The organism is Sorangium aterium (assembly GCF_028368935.1).
Classification (GTDB): domain Bacteria; phylum Myxococcota_A; class Polyangia; order Polyangiales; family Polyangiaceae; genus Sorangium; species Sorangium atrum.
On record NZ_JAQNDK010000001.1, the window covers coordinates 1544497 to 1565821 of the forward strand.

General features: G+C 73.7%; 17 protein-coding genes. 4 read left to right on the forward strand and 13 right to left on the reverse strand.

All coding sequences use genetic code 11. The features are described 5' to 3' along the window. Positions 1–164: 164 nt before the first annotated feature. The 7 genes from ruvC to POL72_RS05725 all read right to left on the reverse strand — a co-directional run bounded on the left by ruvC (position 165) and on the right by POL72_RS05725 (position 10187). Positions 165–704, reverse strand: coding sequence for a crossover junction endodeoxyribonuclease RuvC (gene ruvC / locus POL72_RS05695; RefSeq protein ID WP_272093995.1), 540 nt, complete (start codon positions 702–704; stop codon positions 165–167). Further along, positions 704–2212, reverse strand: a complete 1509-nt coding sequence (locus tag POL72_RS05700; RefSeq protein ID WP_272093996.1) for an FAD-binding oxidoreductase — start codon at positions 2210–2212, stop codon at positions 704–706. The genes ruvC and POL72_RS05700 overlap by 1 nt, the downstream gene beginning before the upstream one ends. A 156-nt stretch (positions 2213–2368) precedes the next feature. After that, a complete protein-coding gene (locus POL72_RS05705; RefSeq protein WP_272093997.1) occupies positions 2369–4540 on the reverse strand; it encodes a hypothetical protein in 2172 nt (723 codons plus the stop codon). Between the two features lie 41 nt (positions 4541–4581). After that, positions 4582–4773 carry a hypothetical protein gene (locus POL72_RS05710; protein ID WP_272093998.1) on the reverse strand — a complete coding sequence of 64 codons (192 nt, stop codon included), beginning with the start codon at positions 4771–4773 and terminating at the stop codon, positions 4582–4584. Between the two features lie 243 nt (positions 4774–5016). Further along, on the reverse strand, positions 5017–6522 hold the full coding sequence (locus POL72_RS05715; RefSeq protein ID WP_272093999.1) for a PQQ-dependent sugar dehydrogenase: 1506 nt from the start codon (positions 6520–6522) through the stop codon (positions 5017–5019). A gap of 903 nt (positions 6523–7425) precedes the next feature. After that, on the reverse strand, positions 7426–8586 hold the full coding sequence (locus POL72_RS05720; protein ID WP_272094000.1) for a peptidase associated/transthyretin-like domain-containing protein: 1161 nt from the start codon (positions 8584–8586) through the stop codon (positions 7426–7428). Positions 8587–8615: 29 nt separating this feature from the next. Further along, entirely contained in the window at positions 8616–10187 is a 1572-nt protein-coding gene (locus tag POL72_RS05725) for a serine/threonine-protein kinase (RefSeq protein ID WP_272094001.1), read from the reverse strand. 177 nt (positions 10188–10364) lie between these two features. Here POL72_RS05725 and pdxH point away from each other — a divergent pair, with 177 nt between their 5' ends. Then, positions 10365–10985, forward strand: coding sequence for a pyridoxamine 5'-phosphate oxidase (gene pdxH / locus POL72_RS05730; protein ID WP_272094002.1), 621 nt, complete (start codon positions 10365–10367; stop codon positions 10983–10985). A 100-nt stretch (positions 10986–11085) separates the two neighbouring features. Here pdxH and POL72_RS51150 read toward each other — a convergent pair whose 3' ends face one another. After that, positions 11086–11460, reverse strand: coding sequence for an HNH endonuclease (locus POL72_RS51150; protein ID WP_308738107.1), 375 nt, complete (start codon positions 11458–11460; stop codon positions 11086–11088). A gap of 150 nt (positions 11461–11610) precedes the next feature. Here POL72_RS51150 and POL72_RS05740 point away from each other — a divergent pair, with 150 nt between their 5' ends. After that, positions 11611–12024, forward strand: coding sequence for a secondary thiamine-phosphate synthase enzyme YjbQ (locus POL72_RS05740; protein ID WP_272094003.1), 414 nt, complete (start codon positions 11611–11613; stop codon positions 12022–12024). Between the two features lie 78 nt (positions 12025–12102). Here POL72_RS05740 and POL72_RS05745 read toward each other — a convergent pair whose 3' ends face one another. Further along, a complete protein-coding gene (locus POL72_RS05745) occupies positions 12103–12561 on the reverse strand; it encodes a globin domain-containing protein (protein WP_272094004.1) in 459 nt (152 codons plus the stop codon). Between the two features lie 329 nt (positions 12562–12890). Between POL72_RS05745 and norR the strand changes: the two genes are divergently transcribed. Then, positions 12891–14468, forward strand: coding sequence for a nitric oxide reductase transcriptional regulator NorR (gene norR / locus POL72_RS05750; RefSeq protein WP_272094005.1), 1578 nt, complete (start codon positions 12891–12893; stop codon positions 14466–14468). Positions 14469–14532: 64 nt separating this feature from the next. Here norR and thpR read toward each other — a convergent pair whose 3' ends face one another. Then, positions 14533–15120 carry an RNA 2',3'-cyclic phosphodiesterase gene (thpR, locus tag POL72_RS05755; protein WP_012237718.1) on the reverse strand — a complete coding sequence of 196 codons (588 nt, stop codon included), beginning with the start codon at positions 15118–15120 and terminating at the stop codon, positions 14533–14535. 27 nt (positions 15121–15147) lie between these two features. Next, the gene (locus POL72_RS05760) at positions 15148–17130 is read right to left on the reverse strand and encodes a M2 family metallopeptidase (RefSeq protein ID WP_308738108.1); all 1983 of its coding nucleotides are present in this window, start codon (positions 17128–17130) and stop codon (positions 15148–15150) included. Positions 17131–17618: 488 nt separating this feature from the next. Between POL72_RS05760 and POL72_RS05765 the strand changes: the two genes are divergently transcribed. Then, positions 17619–18659 (forward strand): phosphatase domain-containing protein, encoded by a 1041-nt coding sequence (locus POL72_RS05765; protein WP_272094006.1) that lies wholly within the window; start codon positions 17619–17621, stop codon positions 18657–18659. 83 nt (positions 18660–18742) lie between these two features. Here the strand turns inward: POL72_RS05765 and POL72_RS05770 are convergent, their stop codons facing one another. Both POL72_RS05770 and POL72_RS05775 read right to left on the reverse strand, forming a co-directional pair. Continuing rightward, positions 18743–19585, reverse strand: coding sequence for a glutathione S-transferase family protein (locus POL72_RS05770; protein WP_272094007.1), 843 nt, complete (start codon positions 19583–19585; stop codon positions 18743–18745). A gap of 168 nt (positions 19586–19753) precedes the next feature. Beyond that, the gene (locus tag POL72_RS05775; RefSeq protein ID WP_272094008.1) at positions 19754–21223 is read right to left on the reverse strand and encodes an alpha-amylase family glycosyl hydrolase; all 1470 of its coding nucleotides are present in this window, start codon (positions 21221–21223) and stop codon (positions 19754–19756) included. Between the last annotated feature and the right edge of the window lie 102 nt (positions 21224–21325).

Genomic DNA, 21325 nt, shown 5'->3' on the forward strand with positions numbered 1-21325 from the left:
TTTTCATGTTGGACGCGGCGCGGGAGCGTCCGATGCAGGCTCCATAGCACACGGGATGTGCGCCCGGACCGCCCCGGCCGCGCCCGCCGGCCCCCAGCCACGCAGTCAACCGAGGCGCCGCGCCTGGCGTCCCCATGTGCGACCAGGGAGCCGCGTCGGCCCGCTCAACCGAGGCGCGCCCGTCGCGGCCGGGCGCGGCGCGGGACGGGCGCGCCCGACGCCGCCAGCGCGGCCGCGAAGCCCGCGGCGCTGAGGTGGGTCATCGCGATGGCCAGCGCGTCGGCCGCGTCCGGCCGCGGGGGCGCGGCGAGGCGCAGGACCGCGGTCATCACCTGCGCGACCTGCGCCTTCTCGGCCGCGCCCCGGCCGACGATCGTCCGCTTCACCAGCGCCGGCGGATACTCCGAGATCGGCACGCCCGCGCGCGCCAGCCGCAGCAGCACGACCCCGCGCGCGTGGCCGAGCTTCGCGGCGCTCTGCGCGTCCTTGGCGAAGAACAGGCTCTCCACCGCGGCCGCGTCGGGCGCGAGCGACGCGATCACCTTGCCGAGCTCGTCGTCGATCTCCACGAGCCGGCCGGCGAACGTCCCGCTCGTGTCGATGTCGATGACGCCGTGCGCGACGTGCTCGATGCGCGTGCCCTGCCGCACGAGCAGGCCCCAGCCGAGGTGGCGCGAGCCGGGATCGATGCCGAGGACCCGCATCAGCAGGCCCCGTGGGAGGGCGCCACGACGTGGGTCGGGAAGCCCGGCGCGCGCTCGGCCCCCCCGTCGCGCTCGCCCCGCTCGGCCGCCTCGAGCGTCCGCCGCGGGAAGATCTTGTGCGGGTTGAGCAGGCCCTTCGGGTCGAACAGCGCCTTGATCTTGCGCTCGATCGCGATGAGCTCCGGCGACTGCTCGAGCGCGAGGAAGTCCGCCTTCGACGTCCCGATGCCGTGCTCGCCGCTCAGCGTGCCGCGCATGCCGATCACCGCGCGGAACAGGCGCGACAGCGCCGTGTCCACCTGGGGGACGAGGTCCGGGTCGTTCCAGAGCAGGTTGACGTGGAGGTTGCCGTCGCCGGCGTGGCCGTACGTCAGCATGCGGACGCCGGTCGCCGCCGAGATCTCCGCGACCTCGTCGAGCAGCGCCGGGATCTTGTCGCGCGGGACCACGACGTCCTCCGAGATCTTGTAGCGCGCCATGGCGCGCGTCGTGGGCGAGAGCTGGCGGCGCGCCTCCCAGAGCCGCTCGCGCTGCGCCTCGTCCTGCGCGACGAGGACGTCGAGCGCCCCGGCATCCATGCAGACCTCCCCCACGCGCTCGGCCTGGACCTCGCAGTCCGCGGGCTCGCCGTCGACCTCGATGATCAGCATCGCGCCCGCGCGCTCGTCGACCCCGACGCCGCGCGCGCGGACCGCGTCGAGCGTGGGGCGATCGAGCAGCTCGAGGCAGCGCGGGACGACGCCGGCGGCGACCAGGGCGCTCACCGCGCGCCCGCTGGCGCGCACGTCCGGGAACAGGCAGAGCAGCGTCATGACCGACGGGGGCTTCGCGATGAGCCGGAGCGTCGCCTCCGTCGTGATCGCCAGCGTGCCCTCGCTGCCGACGAGCAGCGCCGTGACGTCGTACCCCGTCACGCCCTTCACCGTGCGCCGGCCGGTGCGGAGGCGCGTGCCATCGATGAGGATCGCGTCGAGCCCGAGCACATACTCGCGCGTGACGCCGTACTTGAAGGCGCGCGGGCCGGCCGCGTTCTCGGCGATGTTGCCGCCGAGCGCGCACATCTTGAGCGAGTTCGGATCGGGCGGGTAGAAGAGCCCCTCGGCCTCGACGGCCGCGTGCAGGTCGGCGAGGATGACGCCCGGCTCCACGACCGCGATCTGCTCCTCGCGGCTGATCTCCTTGATGGAGTTCATGCCGATCGTGGCGATGACGATCCCGCCCCCCACCGGCACCGCGCCGCCCGACTTGCCGCTGCCAGCGGCGCGCGGCACGACCGGCACCTCCGCCTCGCTCGCCGCCCGCACCGCCTTCTCGATGTCGGCCGCCGAGGACGCGAGCACGACCGCATCCGGGCTCACCGGCGGCTGATCCGACTCGTCGCCCGCGTAGGCCGCGCACCCGTCGGCCGACGTGATGACCTTCGAGGGGCCGAGCGCGCGCTCGAGGAGCCGGCGCGCCTTGTCGATGGCCGACGCCGACGGGCGGGGGAACGTGGGGTGCTGTCGCATCTCCCCCATTTACCGCGGATCGCGCGGCGATGCTGGGCGGATCCGCGCGGGCGGCCTCAGGGCTGGCCGCCGCCGGGATCTGGTTCGCGGACACGCGCGCTCCGCGCGGCGTGCCCTCGGTCTGCCTGCCAGCGGGCGCGCGGACGCGCCGCGCGATCAGAGCAGATCGAGGAAGGCGAGGAGCGCCTCGATCGCGCCGGCGTCCAGCGCGACGAGGCCCTCGCCCGCGGGCGCGCCGTCGTGGGAGAAGGCGCCCGGCGCAGCGGCGGCGGCCGCGCCGCGCTGGTCGCCGGCCGCGCGGCCGCCCGTGTCCTCGAAGCGCGCCCGCTCGAGCACCTCGCGCAGCGTCTTCGCGGAGCCGTTCGTGAAGTAGGGCCGCTTCTTGTAGAGCCGCCGGAGCGACGGCACCCGCGCGCCTTCCTCGTGCACATACGGCACGACGCCGGTCTTCTCGTATCCGGCCCTCCCCCACACGATCGCGCCCTCGGGCGCGAACACGAGCGCCTCCCAGCGCTCGAACGGCGCCGCGGAGCCGGGATCGTCGCTGCGGAGCACCGGCGCGTGGCAGCGAGCGCAGCGGTCCCGGAACACCCGGGCGCCGTCGCGCTCGAGCGGGGTGAAGCTCGTTCGGCCGAGGGCGGCGGGGTTCGCGCGGTGCGAGAACGCCATGAGGAAGCCCATCAGCGCGCGGCGGAGCGCCTCGGGCGACCGCGCATCGCGCCCGCCGTCGACGAGCCCGAGATCGGCGAGCCACGGCGCACCTTCGCTCGAGATGGAGAACCAGGGGTCGTGGCCGCTCAGCGCGCCGGCGACGCGGAACTCGTTGTCCGCCACCGCGGTGAGATCCGGATCGAGGGCGCGGGAGAAGTGGGGGCGGTTGTTGAACAGACCGAGCAGCGGCTTGGTCGTGGCGCGCACGTCGCCGCGGCCCGTGTGGTGCGTGCGGCCGTCGACGTAGCCCTCGAAGTGGCACGTCTCGCACGTGAACCGGCTGAGCGGGCCGTCGGCCTTGTTCCACGGGGCCATCAGCGAGGTGAAGAAGAGCGCCTCGCCGATACGGATCTCGTCGGAGCGGGCGTCCTCGCCGTCCCGGACCGGCTGCTTCACGACCGCGCCGTCGCCTGCGTCGAGCAGCCAGGCGTCGAGCAACGGGTTCGCGTAGGCGAAGGCGCCCCCGCCGAGCGCGGCCATGGCGGCCACGCCGGGGGCGAGCGGGCGGGTGGAGACCTCCGGCGCGCTCCCGAGGCCGGCCTCCGTGGCGCGAAACAGGAGCTCGGCCCTGCGATCGCCGCCATAGCCGGTCGCGATCACGCGCACGCCGCTCGATCCGGGGATCGCCGAGAGCGCGATCGCCTTCGGGGTGAGCACGCCGAGCTCCGAGACGTTCACGGCCGAGAGCCGCGTCACCTCGGGCCGGACGCCGGCGACGACGCGGTAGAGGAAGACGAACGAGTCGATGTATCCGAACGAGCCGCCGGTCCGGTCGAGCGGGTGATCTTCGACCCCGCCAGCCGCGAGCAGGAGCCCGCCCCCGGCGCCGCCCGTCTCGAGGGCGTCGAAGCTCCAGATCGGGCCGTCGTGGCGGACGCGCGCCGCGCCGCCCGGGAGCGGGCGGCCATCGGCGCCGACCGGGAGCACGACGAGCGTGTGGTCGAGGAGGCAATCGACGATCAGGTGATGCGCGAGGCGCACGACGCGGAACGGGCCAGCGCCGATCGGCTCGTCCCAGCGCTCGATCGCGATGCGTCCATCCGCGCCGGCGTGACCAGGGCGCAGCGTGACGAGCGTGCCGGCGCGCTCGTCGAGCGCGTAAAGGAGGCCCTCGGGGCCGGCCGCGAGGTCCCGGACGCCGTGGAGGCCCGCGAGCTCGATGCGCCCCGCGGGCTCGAGCGAGGCGCCGCGGACGGCGTAGCGGAAGAGCGAGGGCGACGCCTCGCCGCTCGCGAAGACCTCGCCGGTGGGCACGACCGCGACCCCTGTCGGCGAGGCCGGCGCGGGGGCGCGGGAGAGCTCGCGAAGCGACGCGTCGAGCAGGACGAGCGCGTCGCGGCCACGGAGCGGGGAGAGCAGCGCGGGCGCGCCCGGCGCGGCGGGGCGGCCCAGCGGATCCACGGCGCGGAGCGCGATCGGGTCGGACCCGAACAGCCGGTCGGAGCTGGGTGCGCGGGAGAAATCGGCCTCTGCTCGGCGCGCCGCCTCGAAGCGCCGCAGCGGCTCGAGTGGGTCCGGATCGGGGCCACCGCCGTGGACCGGCGGCGCAGGGCGGCCGTCGCACGCCAGGGCGGTCAGGCCGAGCGAGAGCGTGAGCGCGAGGCGGACCGCGGCCATGCGCCTGCGCCGCGGGGCAGCGGGCCGAGCCGCCGCGCCGATCACCAGCCGCCGGTGCTCGCCGGCTTCGCGGTCTCGGCCGGCGCCGCCTTGTCCGGCTCGGCCTTGGGCGCGGGCTTCGCCGCCTCGGTCGTGGCCGCGGGCTTCGCCTCGGGCGTCGCCTGGGGCTTGCCCTCGCAGCCGAAGAGACACATGGCGCCGAGCGCCACAAGCACTGTCAAGACATTCTTCATGGGACTCCTCCTGAACGAGCGGGGCAAGCGAAGCACATCCGCTGGGCGCTCGGAAGGGGGGCGCGCCGTCCGCTGCCATCGGAGGCGGCGCGACGGCGGCTGCGCGGGGTTGGCTGCGTCGGCGGAGGCGGAGCGGGCGAGCTTGGCCGCCCGCGTGCAAGAACGTGCAGGAGCGTGCGGGAGCTCGCGCGCTGGATCCAGGGCCGGGCGCGAGATCCGGCGCCCGCGCCCTGGGCGGCCTGCTCAGGTCCCGGGAACGATCTTCACCAGGCTGTTGCGATTCGCGACGAAGTATTGCTCGCCGTCGTTGTCCTCGACGACCGCGGTGAGCGCGTTGAAGGTCGGCAGGTTGCCCTGACGCGTGAATGCCGGAGCGTTCGGCGCGTTCGGATCGGGGTTCTTGTTGATGACCGTGATGGGCGACGTCTGCGCCCCGCACTGCATGAGCGCGCCCATTTTCCCTCCGGTGTAGTCGCCGAACAGGTAGACGCCCCGGAGCTGCGGCACCTGGCTGCCCCGGTACACGAATCCGCTGACGACCGACTTGTAGTCGCGGTACGGCCCTGTCGCGCTCTGCCGCCGATCCATGTCGGCGATGGGCGGGGTGTGCGTATCGCCCGCGCGCATGGTGCGCCCCTGGCAGGTATCCGCGTGGGTGCCTTCCCACTTCGGCCAGCCAAAGTTCAGCCCCGAGGTGCCGGCAGGAACGTAGTCGACCTCCTCGTAGCTATCCTGGCCGACATCGCCGATGAAGAGGTCGCCCGTCCCCCGGTCGAAGGTGAAGGTATACGGGTTGCGCAGACCATAGTGCCAGACCCGCGAGGCCGTGCCGTCGAGGGGATTGCCGGCCGCGGCGTACGGCTCCGCAGCATTCGGATCGAGGCGCAGGATCTTGCCGAACAGCGAGGCCGGATCCTGCGACCCGCCAGGCTTGTCGCTGTTGCAGGACCCGCCCCCGTCGCCCGTGCCGACGTAGAGCATGCCGTCGGGCCCGAACACGATATGGCCGCCGTTGTGATTCACCGCGGACGCGTCGAGCCGCAAGATCGTCTTCGCCGAGTTCGCGTCCGCCACGTAAGGATCGCTGGACCGCTTGTACTCGACCACCATGTCACGGTTCATGTTCGTGCCCGTGGTCGCCGTCATCATGATGTAGAACTTGCCGCTCGTCGCGTAGTCGGGCGGGAACGCCATGCTGATGACCCCGCGCTCGTCGTCGAAGGTGCCGGAGCTGAGCTGGATCTGACTGCTCACGTCGAGGAAGACCCCGCTGCGCAGCTGACCGCCGGAGAACACGCGGATCTGCCCGGTCTGCAGCACGAGATACCAGTCGCTCGACCCCTTCGGCTGAGCGGCGTAAACCAGCTTGTCCACGCCGGTGACGACGGGAGCGAGCGCCAGCTTCCCGACGTCGGGCGCCGCGCTGGCATCGCACTCCACCGGGTCGCCGCCGCCGGCGCCGGAGCCGCCCTGTCCGGCGGTGGTCCCGGACGACGACGTGGTGCTGCTGCCACCGCCGGAGCCGGAGCCGGAACCAGAGCCGGAGGCGGCGTCGGAACCAGAGCTGGAGCCGGCGCCTGCGCCGGAGCTGGAGGCGGAGCCAGCGCCGGCCCCCGTCCCCGTCTGCGTACCGGAGGAGCCCTGGTTCCCTCCGCTCGTCGCGGAGTCGCCAGAGCTGGTCGCCCCGTCGTCGCTGCACGCACCGGCGCCCAGCGCGAGACACGCGCCGCCACCCAGCGCGAAGGTCATCCACAAAGCCAAGGTTGAACGCTGTTTCGTCATGGGACGCATTCTATACATGACAAGCGCCGTGGCGCACTCATGAACTACTGCCGGACGAAAGAACAGGACATCGGAGCCCGGGTGAGCAGGTGACGGATCATGCCTGCAGAACGTCAACACCCGCTCGCCTGGCCGGCCGACGGCGTGCGTTTGCTCGATGCGAGCTCGGCGACGCCGGCCGGGCTCCTCTCTCCATGGCCTGTGGGCTCAAGGGCCTTCGACAGGCCTGCTCGCCCGGTCGCCACCGCAATGGGGCAATGGGAGAACAGCGCCACTCGACCGGCGTCGAGCAGCATTGCCCACATTTTGATCAGCCGTTCAGATGAAATGCACCTGGCGCACGCCTTTGATGCGCTGCTCACTCGCTGAGGTGAATATTTGAAACAGAGCGGTACGTGCGAGTCCCCGAGGTCCGCTCGGGGCCGGGGCTATATTCCCGTCCAGGACCCTTCTGATCATCGCCTGCGACGGATCATCGCTCGCCACACCCTCGCCACCGGAGCTCGCTGGCCGGCGCGCAGCGTCACCAGCAAGCCAGCCGCGCCGCGCCATAGCGCTACGGCGCCTGGCTCGGCGCGCCGGACGAGCCCCGGCGGAGAGACGTGCTCTGTTTCACGCGCGCGCCGCAAACGATGCCGGCCGACTCGGCATCATCGATCGAGCTCGCCGCACGGCGCCACGTCGGAGAGGCGATCCGTGTCAATCGAGGCGCCGCGTCGAACGCCGGTATCTCCGGGCGCCGTCGCTCACTCCGGCTCTCCGCTGTCATCGGTGCCAATCGGCTCACCCGGCTCGATGCCGGACGGCGTGGGGCATCCCGCGAGCGCCGCCGCTGCGACGACGCCCCCTCCTGCTCCCAGGGCGCTCCGCTCAGAGCGTGCCCGCGATCCAGACGCTCCCGAGGCCCAGACCGACGCGCGCGCTCCAGGGGGCGTCGGGCGTCGGCCCGCGGCCGCGCACGGACGCCGCCGCGGCATCAGGCGCAGACGGCGCGCTGATCCAGAGGATCGCCCCGCCCACGGCGAGGGCCGCCCCTGCGATGAACACCGCCGTCCCGATGTTGCCCTTCGCGACCGCGTCGTCGCGCAGATCGAGGCCCGTCTGATCGACGCAGCGGCCCGCCTCGTCGCAATGGCCGCCGTCGGTGGCCTTGTCGAACGTCGATTTCGCCATGAAGCCGAGCGCCGTGCCGACGCCGAGCCCGACCACGCCGAGCCCGACCCCCACGATGCCGAGCGGCTTGCGGACGCTCCCCCCCTCCGCCGAGGGCGGGTCGCTCGCCGGCGGATGGACCGGGGGCGGCGACGCGACCGCCGGCGTCGGCGCGCCGCTCGCTCCCGAGGCGTAGGCCGGCTCCGTGGCGCGCTCGAGCGCCGGCACCGTGACGCTCACCACGCCCGGCTTGTCGATCGTGACCTTCGCCTCCCAGGGCTCATGCCCAGGCGCGGCCGCGGCGATCCGATGCTCACCCGGGTCGAGCGGCACCGCCGTCCCCCAGAGCGCCCTGCCGACGGCGACCCCGTCCCGCGTGAGGCTCAGCCCCGCGATCGCCGCCGCCGGCGGGACCACGATCTGCAGGCGGGAGAGCCGCGGCTCGAGCGCGGCGGCCCGGGCGCGCGCCACCCGCTCGCGCTCCGTCTGCCCGGCCGAGAGCGAGGCGGCCGCGACGTCGCGGAAGCCGATCCACGCCGTCGCGATCTTGCCGGTGCGCTCGTAGCAGTCGGAGAGGTTGAAGAGGGTGCCGATGCCCGGGTCGATCGCATGGCTCTCGGCGAACTTCGGACAGGCCTCGGCGAGCTTCCCCGCGGCCATCAGCGCGCGGCCCTCGTCGAACAGCGCGACCGCGGCGGCGCGCTCCTCCCGGGTCGGCTCGGCGGCGCGCGCGGCCGGCGCGAGCGAGGCGAGCGCAGCGAGCGCCGACAGGAGCGCTGCCGCTCGACGGCGACCGGCCCCGGCCAGCGGCGCGCGGGAGAGCACCGCAGGTCGGCCGGACTCCGGACAGAGGCTCGAGAGACGACGATGGCAAAGCAAGACGGCACCTCTCCTGGGCTCACGGGATGTCATCGCGGATCGGAAAAGAGGTCTTGCGGCGCAGTCGACGTGGGGCGGGTCGGCGGCGGCGTCCGCCCCGACGGCCGCGCGCCCTTCGACGATGCCACCGGTCGCGGCGCCGCAGACCCGCTCTCGGTCGGCCGCGCGGTCGCGAGATCGGACACGGGCGCTTCAGGCGGCGGCGCAGGGCCGCCGTCGAGGAGCTCGGCCGCCTTGCCCGCAGCGAGATCTGCCGCGGGCACCGCCGCGTCGCGCGAGGGTGCCTCCGGCGCCAGGGGCGCCTCCGGCGCCAGGGGCGCCTCCGGCGCCAGCGAGGACGCCGACGCGGCATGCGGCGCCCCACCCGACGCGGGGGCGCGGAGCGCGAACCACACGAGCCACGCGAGCCCCGCGGCGCCCACGAGCGCCGCCGCGAGGGCCGCCGCGATCCCGAGGGCGCGCGCCCCGCCGCCCTGGCGCGACGAGGCGCGCGTGCCGCCCCAGGAGCGATCCGTGGCCGCGCCGTCCGAGAGGAGCGCCGTGGGCGCGCCATCCCACGCGGAGCCGGCCGCCACGCCCTTCCCATCCGAGTCGCTGGACGACGGCGTCGCGGGCCCGGGCGACGTGGAGGTCGAGCGCCGGGGCGGCCCGGGCGCGCGGCCCGCCTCGGCGCTCGCGTCGAGGCGGATCTGCAGCACGCGCGCGGCGCGGTCAGCCAGGTGCTGCGCGTGCGGCGGCGCGAACCGGGCGAGCTCGGCAGCCAGCTCGGCGATGTTGCCGAAGCGATCGGCAGGGCTCTTCTGGAGGCAGCGCTGGACCACCCAGCCGAGGCGCTCGGGCACGTCGGACCGCTGCGCGTCGAGCCGCGGCGGTCCCTCCAGGATGCAGTCGTAGATGGCCATCGCGGAGTCGCCCCGGAAGGGGACGGCGCCCGTGAGCAGCTGATAGAGCATGGCGCCCATCGACCAGACGTCGGCCCGCACGTCGACGCTCTTCGAGGAGACCATCTGCTCGGGCGCCATGTAGAACGGCGAGCCCAGCATCGCCGAGCTCTCGGTCATGTCGTGCGCCTTGGGCGCGGCCGCCTCCGCCGCGAGGGCCATCTTGGAGATGCCGAAGTCGATGACCTTGATGAGCGGGCTGCCGTCGGCCCGCTGGGTCAGGAACAGGTTGGCCGGCTTCAGGTCCCGATGGATGATGCCGAGCGCGTGCGCCTCCGCGAGCGCGTCGCACGCTTGGAGCAGGTAGTCGCAGGCGAGCGCGACCGGGAGCGGCCCGCGGTCGCGCAGGACGGCCTTCAGATCGGTCCCCTCGAGGTACTCCATGACGAGGTAAGGCTCGCCGCGCGCGAGCGTGCCGACGTCGTACACGCGCGTCACGTGCTCGCTGCGGATGCGCGCCGCGACCTGCCCCTCGCGCAGGAAGCGGGCGACGAGGTCCGCGCGCTCGCGGGCCTCGGGCCGCAGGAACTTGATGGCCACCCGCTCGCCGAGCAGGAGATGGCGGGCGGCGACGACAACGCCCATCCCGCCTTCACCGAGGACGCGCTCGACCTCGTATTTCTCCGCGAGGACGTCCCCCACGCTCACCGGTACGACCATGCACGCCCTCGCTCTGCCCCTCCGCTAGTATCAAACCAGCGCGTGCGCGACAACGCGAGCTTTCCCGGAAATCGGCGAGGAGCAAGGGAAGCCGCCGCGCCGCCATTATCCACCCGAGGTCGCGCGTGTCGCGCGCGCATCGCGGGTTCGCCAGCGGCGCGCTCTGCTTGTATATGCATGACGCAATTTCACCATGAGCACCGGTTCACCATGATCACCGAGCCGACCGATCCGTTCGTCCTCGCGCGCGAGCTCCTCGAGCAGCGGCAAACCACCGAACCGACCGACGCGACCGCCATGACGCTGGCCACGGCGGACGCGTCCGGGCGCCCCTCGGCGCGGATGGTGCTGCTGAAAGGCATCGACGATCGCGGGTTCGTGTTCTTCACCAACTACGAGAGCCGCAAGTCGATGGATCTCGCGGCGAACCCGTTCGCCGCGCTGTGCATCCACTGGGCGAAGGCCGCCGAGCAGATCCGCGTCGAGGGGCGCATCGAGCGGGTCAGCGACGCGGAGTCGGACGCCTACTTCGAGACCCGCGCGCGGGGCAGCCAGATCGGCGCGTGGGCGTCCCGGCAGAGCGCGCCGCTGCCCTCGCGCGAGGCGCTCCTCGATCGGGTGCGCGAGATCGAGCTCCGCTTCGAGGGCCGGCCGGTGCCTCGGCCGGAGTTCTGGGGCGGCTACCGGGTGGTGCCGGAGCGCGTCGAGTTCTGGTACGGCCAGGAGAACCGCCTGCACGATCGCGTGGTCTACGTCCGCCACGGCGACGGCTGGCGCGTCGAGCGGCTCTTCCCCTGAGCGCGGCGCCGCGAGGAGGGAGCCCTCGCGGCCGCGCGTCCGGATCCCGACGGGGCCTCCTGCGCGGGGGCCATGCCTGCACCGCCACGGCGGAGCGACGCTATGTCCCGGCGCCGCGGAGGCGGCTCGCCTTGCGCTCCTTGAGCCGCTCGATCACCGCGACGAGCCTCGGGTCGTCGCGGCGCCGGACGTCGAGCCGCATGCCCTTCAGCGCGTTGCACCGGCCGCACGCGAGCGCCAGGTTGTCGAGCGCGTCCGTCCCGCCGTGCGCGCGCGGGACGATGTGCTCGATCGTCGCGCGCTGGATCGGCTCGCCGTCGAGGCCGACGACCACGTGCGACAGGCAATGGATGCACTTGCCCGCCCACGCCGCCTGACCCCGGATCTCTGTGCGCTCGAACGTCGCGTCGGTCGCCACGATATCGAGGATGAGCCGCCGCCGCGCCGCCTTCACGGCGCTCGATCGTAGTCCCACGGCGCGGCGCCCGCACGCGGTTCGCGAAAGGCCTGGAGGTGGGCTATGGAGCCCGGGAGCCGGCGCGCGCCCGCGGCGGCAGGCGGCCGGGGCGCGATCGTCGATCACGCGCGCTCCGTCACGCTCCGTGACCCGCGCGGGGGAGAAGCCATGAAGTCGAAGACCGATTATTTCTACTTCGAGACGAAGGCCAGGCGCGAGCTCATCAACGTCACCGAGCGCGTCGCGGCCGTCGTCGCCGCCAGCGGCATCCTTGAAGGCATGGTCCTCGTGAGCGCCATGCACATCACCGCCGGCGTGTTCGTGAACGACCACGAGCCAGGCCTCTGGGAGGACATCTGGGCGTGGCTCCAGCAGCTCGCCCCCGAGGGGCCCGACTACAAGCACCACAGGACCGGCGAGGACAACGGCGACGCCCACCTCAAATCGATCCTCGTGCACCACCAGGTGATCGTGCCCATCACCGCGGGGAAGCTCGATCTCGGGCCCTGGCAGCAGATCTTCTACGCGGAGTTCGACGGCGGCCGGCGCAAGCGCGTCGTCGTGAAGGCGATGGGGGAGTGACGCCGCCGGCCGACGCGCGGGCTCCGCGGGCGACAACGTCGAGGGGGCTCGCCTCCCCTGGCCGCCAGCGTGCGCAGCCTAGCCGCCCGCATGCGCGGCGGGCGGCGGCGCGTGGGGCCTCGCGGCGCCGTACTCCCTCGCGCCGCGCTGCATGAGCGAGGCGATCGCGCCGAGCGCGTCGGTCCAGGCCTTCTGGTGCGCCGGGGACCAGTCCGCGGCCGCGACCTCGGCCATCGCGGAGATCAACGCGTCGGCGACCCAGGGGTACATCGCGTCCGTGACGCCGTAGTCGACGTGCTTCGCCCCCATCGCCATGAGCTTCTCCTCGAGCCACGACGCGTCCTCGAGCCGGTCGATGACCGCGGCGAGCGCCTCCGTGAGCATCTTCTCCTGCTGCTCCTGGCTATTGCGCCCGAAGAGCGGCTTCACCTGCGGATACCGAGAGAACAGGATCCCGTAGAAACGGTGCGTGAGGTTGGGCTCCCTCTCGATCACGAGCTCGAAGCTCTCCCGCAGCAAGCCAACGTTCAATCCCATGACAAACCTCCAGGCCGGGCGCTGCGCCCGTGCTAGCCGTCGTCGCCGGTCGATTCGCCCGTCGGCGCGCGCAGGCGGAATGCGCTCGCACGGGCCGTGCCAGGGGCGTTTCTCCGCGGATCGCGTCGATCCTCGCCGGATCGGCGCGACCTCGGCAGACGGCGCGGTTTCCCATGGGAAACCCGGCCGCCTGCCGAGGGCGGCCGCTCCGGCGGCGCCCACCCGCGCGCCGGCCCGCCGCGCGCCTTGCTCCGCTGCACCTCACGGTGTTTCCTGCCGGAGTCTCCGACAGGAAACCTCCGCCGCACCCGTCTCCTCGAGGAACCCGCGTGACCCTGCTCGACGCCGTGCTCAGCCTGTCGGAAGCGCCCGCCCGCGACGAGGCGCTGCAGCGGATCCTGCGCGCGCTCGCGCGCGTGACGGCGGCGGACGCGCTCTCGGTGCTCACGGCGGCGGAGGACGGCTCGGTCGGCGTCGCCGCCCAGATCGGGCTGTCGCCGGCCGCCCTGGGGATGAGCTTCCGGCCCGCGGAGCACCCGCGGCTCCGCAGGGCGACGCAGGCGGCCGGGCCGATCCGGTTCCTCGACCCGAGCGAGCCTGATCCCTACAGCGGCTGGCTGCTCGGCAGTCACGGGGAGATCCATCCGATCCACGCCTGCATGGCCGTGCCGCTGCACGTGCAGGGCCGCCTCGCCGGGCTGCTGACGCTGGACGCCTGCGATCCCCACGGCCTCCGCGGCCTGCACGACGAGGACGCGCGCGTGTTCGCGGGGCTCTGCGCCGGCGCGCTGCGGCTCGACGCCGGCGCCGGGCTGCTCGACGCCCGCCCGGAGGCGCGCCGCGCGCTCGGCCCGGATTCAAGGGGCCCGGCGCCGGCGAGCCGATCGGCCGGGATGCAGCGGATCGAGCGCGAGATCGCGGTGCTCGCCGCGCTGTCGGTGCCGGTGCTCGTCACGGGCGAGACGGGCGTGGGGAAGGAGCTCGTCGCCCGCGCGCTGCACGAGCGATCGCCCCGGGCGAGCCGGGCGCTCGTGATCGTCAACTGCGCGGCGATCCCCGCGCAGCTGGTCGAATCGGAGCTCTTCGGCCACAGGAGAGGCGCGTTCACCGGCGCCACGGCCGCGCGCGCCGGCAGGTTCGAGGCGGCGCACGGCGGGACGATCTTCCTCGACGAGATCGGCGAGCTCCCGCTCTCGGCGCAGGCGCAGCTCCTGCGCGCGCTCCAGGAGGGGGAGATCCAGCCCGTGGGCGAGGACCGGGCGCGCCGCGTCGACGCGCGGGTCGTCGCGGCGACGAACCGCGATCTCCGGCGGGAGGTCGCCGAGGGGCGCTTTCGCGCCGATCTGTTCCATCGCCTCTGGGTCTACCCGATCTGCGTGCCGCCCCTGCGCGAGCGGCGCGAGGACATCCCCGCCCTCTGCGAGCGCTTCGCCGCCGAGCTCGCGGCCGAGCTCGGCGCGGGGCGGGTGGACTTCACCGAGCCGGCGCTGAGCGCGCTCGCGCAGGGAGCGTGGCCGGGCAACGTCCGGGAGCTGAAGAACGCCGTGGAGCGCGCCGTGCTTCGCCGGACGATCACGGAGGGCAAGAGCGCAGCCGGCAGGGCGATCGTCGTGCGGCGCGAGGATGTCGACGCGATCGATGGCGACGCGCCGGAGCGCTCGCCCGCCCCGCGGATCGAGCTCCCCGGAGAGCGGCTGCGGCTCACGGACGCGCTACAGGGGCAGCCCGTGGAGCCGCTGGCAGAGGCGCTCGAGAGGGCCCGCCGCGAGGCGTTCGCCCGAGCGTTCCGGGCAGCAGGCGGCAACGCGGCGACGGCCGGGCGGCTGCTCGGGCTGAGCCGATCGTTCGCCTACAAGGAGGCGGTGCGCCTCGGGCTCATCCCTCCGGCCGGGCCGCGCAAGCGCTGAGGAGCCCGAGCGAGACGCCGTCCTCTCGAAGGGCGGAGCGCAGCACCTCCACGGAGGACGACGCTCAGCGCGCCGGCTCGGGGGTGCCGATCCCCTCGAGCGGCACGCGCGCGAGCGCGGTGTAGCGCGCCCCCTTCGGGGTCAGCTCGCTCTGGTAGACGATGATCTCCTCGATCCGCGTCTCGCCGAAGTCGACGCTGCCGACCGCCTGAGCGCAGGCGTCGAGCGCCGGATCGCCGCGCGGATCGCGCGAGCGGGCGAGGGTGAGGTGCGGCTCGAACGGCCGGTCCTCCGGCACGTAGCCCGTCGACATCGAGAGCGTCTGCTCCAGGTCGCGGTGGATCGCGGTGAGGGCGCCGACCGCGCCGCCCACGCCGAGCCAAAGCACGCGGGGGCGGCGCCGCGTTCCGAACGCGCCGCCCTTCTCGATGCGCAACGTGAGCGGCCTGTGGAATGCGGCGACGCTCCCGGCAGCAGCGATGACGAGCGGCAGGCGCTCCTCTCCGATCTCGCCCATGAAGGCGAGCGTGATATGCAGCCCAGCAGGCTCCACCCACTTGGCGGACGGAGCCCGTGGCGAGATCTCCCGCAGGAGATCTCCGACCTTGGCGAGGAGCTCGGCTCCCGGATCAACGGCGACGAAGACGCGCACAGCTCACCTACGCTCACCCACGCTCAATTACCACCCACAGACTTCACCCTTGTTCTGCTCCTTGAGCCACCTCCGGAGGGGCTCGAAGTACTCCAGCATCGCGCCCGGATCGGCGGCGGTCTCCCCCGTCACCGCCTGCATCGCCTCCTGCCACGGGCGGCTCGCGCCGAGCGAGAGCATGGCGCGCAGCTTCTCGCCCGCCGCCGCGCTGCCGTAGATCGAGCACGTGTGCAGCGGCCCCGTGTGCCCGGCCGCTTTGCACAGCGCGCGGTGGAACTGGAACTGGTAGATGTGCGCGAGGAAGTAGCGCATGTACGAGACGCCGGCCGCGACGTGGAACTTCGCCCCCGGGTCGAAATCGGCCTCGCTGCGCTGCACCGGCGGCGCGACGCCCTGGTACTTCAGCCGCAGCGCCCACCACGCCGCGTTGTAGTCGGCCGGCTTCGTCCTGCCCGAGAAGACATCCCACCGCCACTGGTCGATGAGCTTGCCGAACGGGAGGAACGCGATCTTGTCGAGCGCCTTCTTGAAGAGGAAGTTGATGATCCCCTTCTCGTCCTGGGACACCCTGTCGAGCAGCCCCAGCGACCTCAGGTAGCTCGGCGTCACGGAGAGGGCCAGCGTGTCCCCGATCCCCTCGTGGAAGCCTTCGTTGGCGCCCGACTGAAAGAGGATCGGGAGCTTGTAGTACTGGTGGAAGTAATAGACGTGCCCGAGCTCGTGGTGGATCGTGATGAGATCCTCCTCGCTCGGCTCGATGCACATCTTGAGGCGGAGATCGTCCCGGTCGCCCACGTCCCAGGCGTTCGCGTGGCAGACGACCTCGCGGTCGGCCGGCTTCCTGAGCAGCGATCGCTCCCAGAAGGTCGCCGGCAGCGGGTCGAACCCGAGCGAGGTGAAGAACCGCTCGCCGAGCGAGACCATCTTCTTCTCGTCGAGCTTCTTCGCCTTGATCTTGCGCGTCACGTCGAGCGAGGGCTGGCCCTTGTACGGCTCCATGAGCGCGTAGACGTTCGACCACTCCTGCGCCCACATGTTGCCGAGGAGGTGGGCCGGGATCGGGGCCTTCTCGCCGATCCTGTCCTTGCCGTAGATCGCGCGCAGCCTGGCGCGCACGTAGCAGTGCAGCTCGTCGTAGAGCGGCTTCACCTTGCCCCAGAGCCGCTCGGTCTCGGCCTCGAACGCGTCGGGGGGCATGTCGTAGCCGGCTCGCCAGAGCGCGCCGACGTCCGGGAGGCCGAGCTCCGCGGCCCCCTTGTTGCCGAGGGCGACGTAGCGCTCGAACTTCGGCCGGAGCGGCGGGGCGATCGCGTGCCAGCCTGCCCACGCGTCGAGCAGCTCGTCCCAGTCACGGCTGGTCTTCAGGATGCTGGAGAGCTCGTCGAGCGCGAGGCACTTCGGCTCGGCCCCGGCGCCCGCGGGCGCCGCCCCGCGGGCTGCGGTCGCCGCCCGCCCTGGCCTGGCCTTCGGGCAGTGCTTGCCCTTGCCGTACAGGCTCGTCATCTCGACCGAGAGCGCGGCGAGCTCGGCGCGCGCCGCCGGATCGCTCGGAGCCGGAAGGGAGGTCGATATCTTGAGGAGCGCCAGCTGGCGGGAGACATCCGCGGGCAACGCGAGCCCGTCGAAGCGCGCCGCCGCCTTGATCGTGCGGCTCAGGTACTCCATGCTCGCCTCCTCGGCAGAGGCGGCGAGCGCGTCGGTGTCGTCCGTGAGGTAGGTCTGGTTGACCCAGGACGCGCGCGCGGACTGGATCCGCAGCCTGCGCAGCTCCCGGTCGACGGCGGCCACGAAGGCCTGCGCCTCGGCCGGGCCGGGCGGCGCCGCCCGCTGGGGGGCGGCCTCCGGCCGGGCCCCCACGGGCGCCGGGGTCGCGGGCGCCTCCTCACCTTGGCGCGGCGGCGCTGGCGCCGTCGTCAGCGAAGCGGCGCCGCTGCACGCCGCGCCCAGCCCGAGCGCGACGAGCATCAGCGGACGCGCGATGGCCGTCCGGGCGAGGGCAAAGCGGACCACGGGCCCTTCATACACGCCGGACCGTGCCGAGGGAACCAGGAGCGACGTGCGATCGTCGGGGCGCGGCCCCGCCGCGCCGCCCCTCGGGATCCACCCGCCCCCCGGGATTCACCCGCACCGTCCGCGATTCACCCGCACCACCCGCCCGTCGCACGGCTCGGCGCGACCAGGACGAACCACCCCGCGGTGACGGCTGCCATGCGGCGGGGAACTGCCGTTACAATGCGCACCCACCATGAGGAAAGCCCTCGCGCCCAGGCCCACGATCTCGGCGGTCCTCGGCCTCGCCGCCACCGCCCGCCCGGCGCCCCGCTCGCCCGCAGGACGGGCGAGCGGCCGCCGCCCGACGGCCCGATGCAGCTGCTCCCGGTTGCCTCGCAGCGCGAGGCGGCGAAGCGCTGCGACGAGCTGCGACCTCGACGCGAGGTGCAGGCCGATGCCCCACCCCGAGGCGCAAGCCACGACCTTTTGCGCACCGAGCGACGGCCATGAGTGAGCTCGAAAATTTCTCGTTCGTGATCCCCGGCGAGCTCGCCGGCATGGCCTACCCCCACGCGCCCCAGGCGGTCGAGGAGCTCGCGGAGCTCGGCTTCCGCAGCCTGGTGTCGCTCTCGCGCCGGGCGCCGCCGCCCGCGGCGGTGGGCCCGCTCATCCACCTGCATTGCCCGCTCGCCGACTTCACGCGCATCCCGAGCGTGGATCTCCTCCGCGCCGTGGCGTTCCTCGGCCGGGCGCCGCGGCCGATCGCCGTTCACGGGGAGGGCGGCGTCGGGCGCACCGGCGTCGTGCTGGCGTGCCGCCTCGTGTCGCTGGGCAGGTCGGCGGCCGAGGCCATCGCCGAGGTGCGGCGCGTGCGGCCGGGCTCCATCGACGACCCCGAGCTCGAGGCGTCGGTCGCGGAGTTCGAGCTGTTCTACCGGAGCGCGCACGAGCAGATGACGCCGGCCCCCTTCAACTTCGCGCCCGCGTCGCCGCTCGACAGGATCGTCCACGGCGCGGAGCGGCCCGGCTTCGGGATGGCGCTCTGGTCGGCTTCCGGGATCCGCTCTTCGGTGGTCGCGCCGCCGAGCTCGACCTCACAGCCGGATCCGAGCGACGCGCCCGTCGAGGCGTGGCTCGCCTTCATGGCGCGGCACGGTATGCGCGAGGTGCTCTGCCTGCTCGACGAGGGAGAGCTGGCGCTCCACCGGATCCCGCTCCTCGGCCGCTACCAGCGCGAGTTCCTCCGGGTGACGCACGTGCCGCTCGAGGGGGGCGCGCTCCCCTCGCCCGACGCGCTGGAGCGCGCGCTCGACGCGCTCAGGCGCGCCGAGTCCAGCGGCGCGCCCGCCGTCGTGCACTGCGCGTCCGGCGCGGGCCGCGCGGGCGTCGTGCTCGCAGCGTGGCTGCGCGCCCGGCACGGCCTCTCCCCCGAGGCGGCGATCGGCGCGGTCCGGGATCACGCGCGGCACTTCGGCGCGCACCGCGACCCGCTGAAGGCAGGGCCGGCGGCGCGGGATCTCATCGCGGGCGTGCCGGCGCTCGCGTGAGCGCGCCGCTCGCGTGAGCGCGCCGCTCGCGTGAGCGCGCGGGCCGGCATCGGCGCCGTCCCGCGGCCGGGCGGCTTCGAGCGTCACCCGCCGGCGCTTGGTCCGGGCCTCGCGCGCCGGTGCTCGCGGTACATGCGCAGGGCGAACGCGCCGGCCGGCTCGCCGCGGAGCCCTTCGACCAGCGCGCGGAGATCGGACGGCAGCTCGGAGGGCGGCGGGAGCGGCGACGGGTGGTGCTCGGGCGCGAGCAGCGGCGCGGCGAGCGCGGCGAACGTGAGATCGGCGGCCGAAAAACGGTCGCCGACGAGGAACGGGCGCCCATCGCGCAGGCGCTCGTTCACCGCGTCGAAGACCGCGCGGACCTTGCCGCGCGAGCGCTCGGCGGCGGCGGCGTCGATGCGCATGGCGCGCTTCATGACCGCCCGCGCGACCGGGTAGTAGGCGCGGAAGGTGCCGCGCCCGAACCACCAGGGCAGCGCCGCGCCGGCGCCCTCGAGCGAGCGGAACGACCCGCCCATCAAGGCGAACGCGCCGTCCGCGTCGGGCAGGAGGTGAAAGTACGCGACGCGGCGGGTCGCGGGGCCGAGGTCGACGTCGAAGCGCTCCTCGAGCGCCTCGACCTCGGCGCGGCCCGCGTCGGGCTCGCGGGAACCCTGGAAGAAGAGCGCGCGCTCCGGCGGCACGAGCGTGTCGGCGTAGCGCAGGATGTCGGTCGAGTCGTGGAGCACGCCCGCCGGCGAGACGAGCACCGGGACGGAGCGGCGCCCGCCGGCCCGCAGCGCCGGGAGCGCGTGGGCGAGCGGGAGGTAGGCGTCCTCCCTGTACGGCGCGCCGGCGCGATCGAGCGCCCACCGCGCCTTCTCGCAGAAGTGGCTCCAGGGAATGGTGATGAGGCGGAGGGGCGCGCCCGCGCCAGGATCAGACATCAGATCTCCAAGGGCTACCGCGGGGCGCATCTTCGTGCGCTGCGGGCTAAGCCGCGTCGTTCGGCTCGCTGCGGCGTACTTTCGTACGCCTCACTCGCCTGCCTAGCGGTTGAGCCCGCATCACACGAATCTGCACCCCGCCATGGGAACGACCGGGCGCGACGCGCCTCAGCGCCGGATCTCGAAGAGGTGGATGCCGTACGCGGGGAGCTCGACGCCGAGGCCGCGCGACAGATCGACGAGCTCGTCGCCGTCGCGCGGGTGCTCGTTGCCGGTCATGAGGTCGGCGAGCAGGACCTTGCGGCCGGCGATGCCGGCGATGTCGAGCGGGATGCGGCACCCGCTGCGCGACGGGGCGAAGTTGATCACCGCCACGAGGGGCGCCGCGCTCCGCGGCGCGCCGGTGGCCGGGAGCGGCTCCCACCGGTACGCGACGAACGCGTCGGCGCCCGGACCGCGCGCGGTGAGCGTGGCGAAGCTCCCGGTGCGCAGGATGGGGCGGCGCACGGCCGCGAGCAGCCGCTCGTGGAAGGCGAGGCAGGCCTGATCGACCGGCTCCTCAGGGGCGCGGGCGAGGTGCAGCGAGGCGCGCACCGTCCGCCCCTCGAGCTGGCCGTGGTGGATGAACCGCATCCCGGGCACCGTCGCCGCGATGAACTCGGCGGCCCGGCGCCGATCCGGGGGGAGCACGGCCGCGATGCGCGGCTCGTCGTGGTGCTCGATGAAGCGGACGCTCCGCCGCTGGTAGTCGGGCGTCGCCGCGAGGTGGCCGCGGACCGACGACGCGGAGGCGTGGCTCAGCCGATCGTAAAGGCTCTTGTCGAAGGTGTAGTCGAACCCGAGCATCTGCAGGCGCCACTCGAGGTCCCAGAAGGCCTCGGCGATGAAGACGAAGCTCGGGTGGTCACGGCGGACGGCGTCGATGGCCTCGGCCCAGAACTCGCCGGTGGCCTCGGCCTTTCGCTCCGCCGGCGGGCGCTTGGACCACGTGCGCCGGAAGACGTCGTCGAGCACCAGCATCGCCATGTCGCAGCGGACACCGTCGCAGCGCGACGCGACGCCGCGGAGCGCCTCGACGGACGCGGCGCGCGTCGCCGCGAGGCGGTAGTCGAGCTGGGCCGTGTCGGGCCACGGCGGGATGTAGGGATCGCGCCCGCTGAGCGGGGCGCCGTCGTCGCCGGCGATGAAGAGCTCGGGCTTCTCCGCCACCCAGTGGTGATCGCGCGCGACGTGGTTGGGGACGAAGTCGAGGATGACCCCGATGCCGCGCGCCGCGAGGCGCCGGCGCAGATCCGCGAGGCCGGCGTCGCCGCCGAACGCGGGGCTCACCTCGTAGCGCGCGACCGCGAACGGGGAGCCCGCCACGTCGGCCTCGGTCCAGTCCGGCAGCACGCGGTCGTACTCGGCGCGCAGATCGGGATCCGTGAGCGAGCGGCGCGGGCCCTCCTCGCCGAGCGTCCACACGCCCATCAGGTGCACGTAGTCGACCCCGAGCGCGGCGAGCCGGTCGAGCGCCGCGTCGGGCACGCTGGCGAGCGTCACCCTGGCCTTGGCGGCGCGCGAGAGCTCGTGGAGCCAGACGCGCACGAAGATCGCGTACAGCAGGGGGTGCTGGTGGGCAGGGACTAGGGAGCTCATCGATTGGATTGGCGACGGCGGGCCCGCGAGGGAGTCGCGGACAGCGGACGTCGGCGGAGGATTGTCTGCGGGCTCGGGTGGTCCCTGCAAGGGCGATCACGA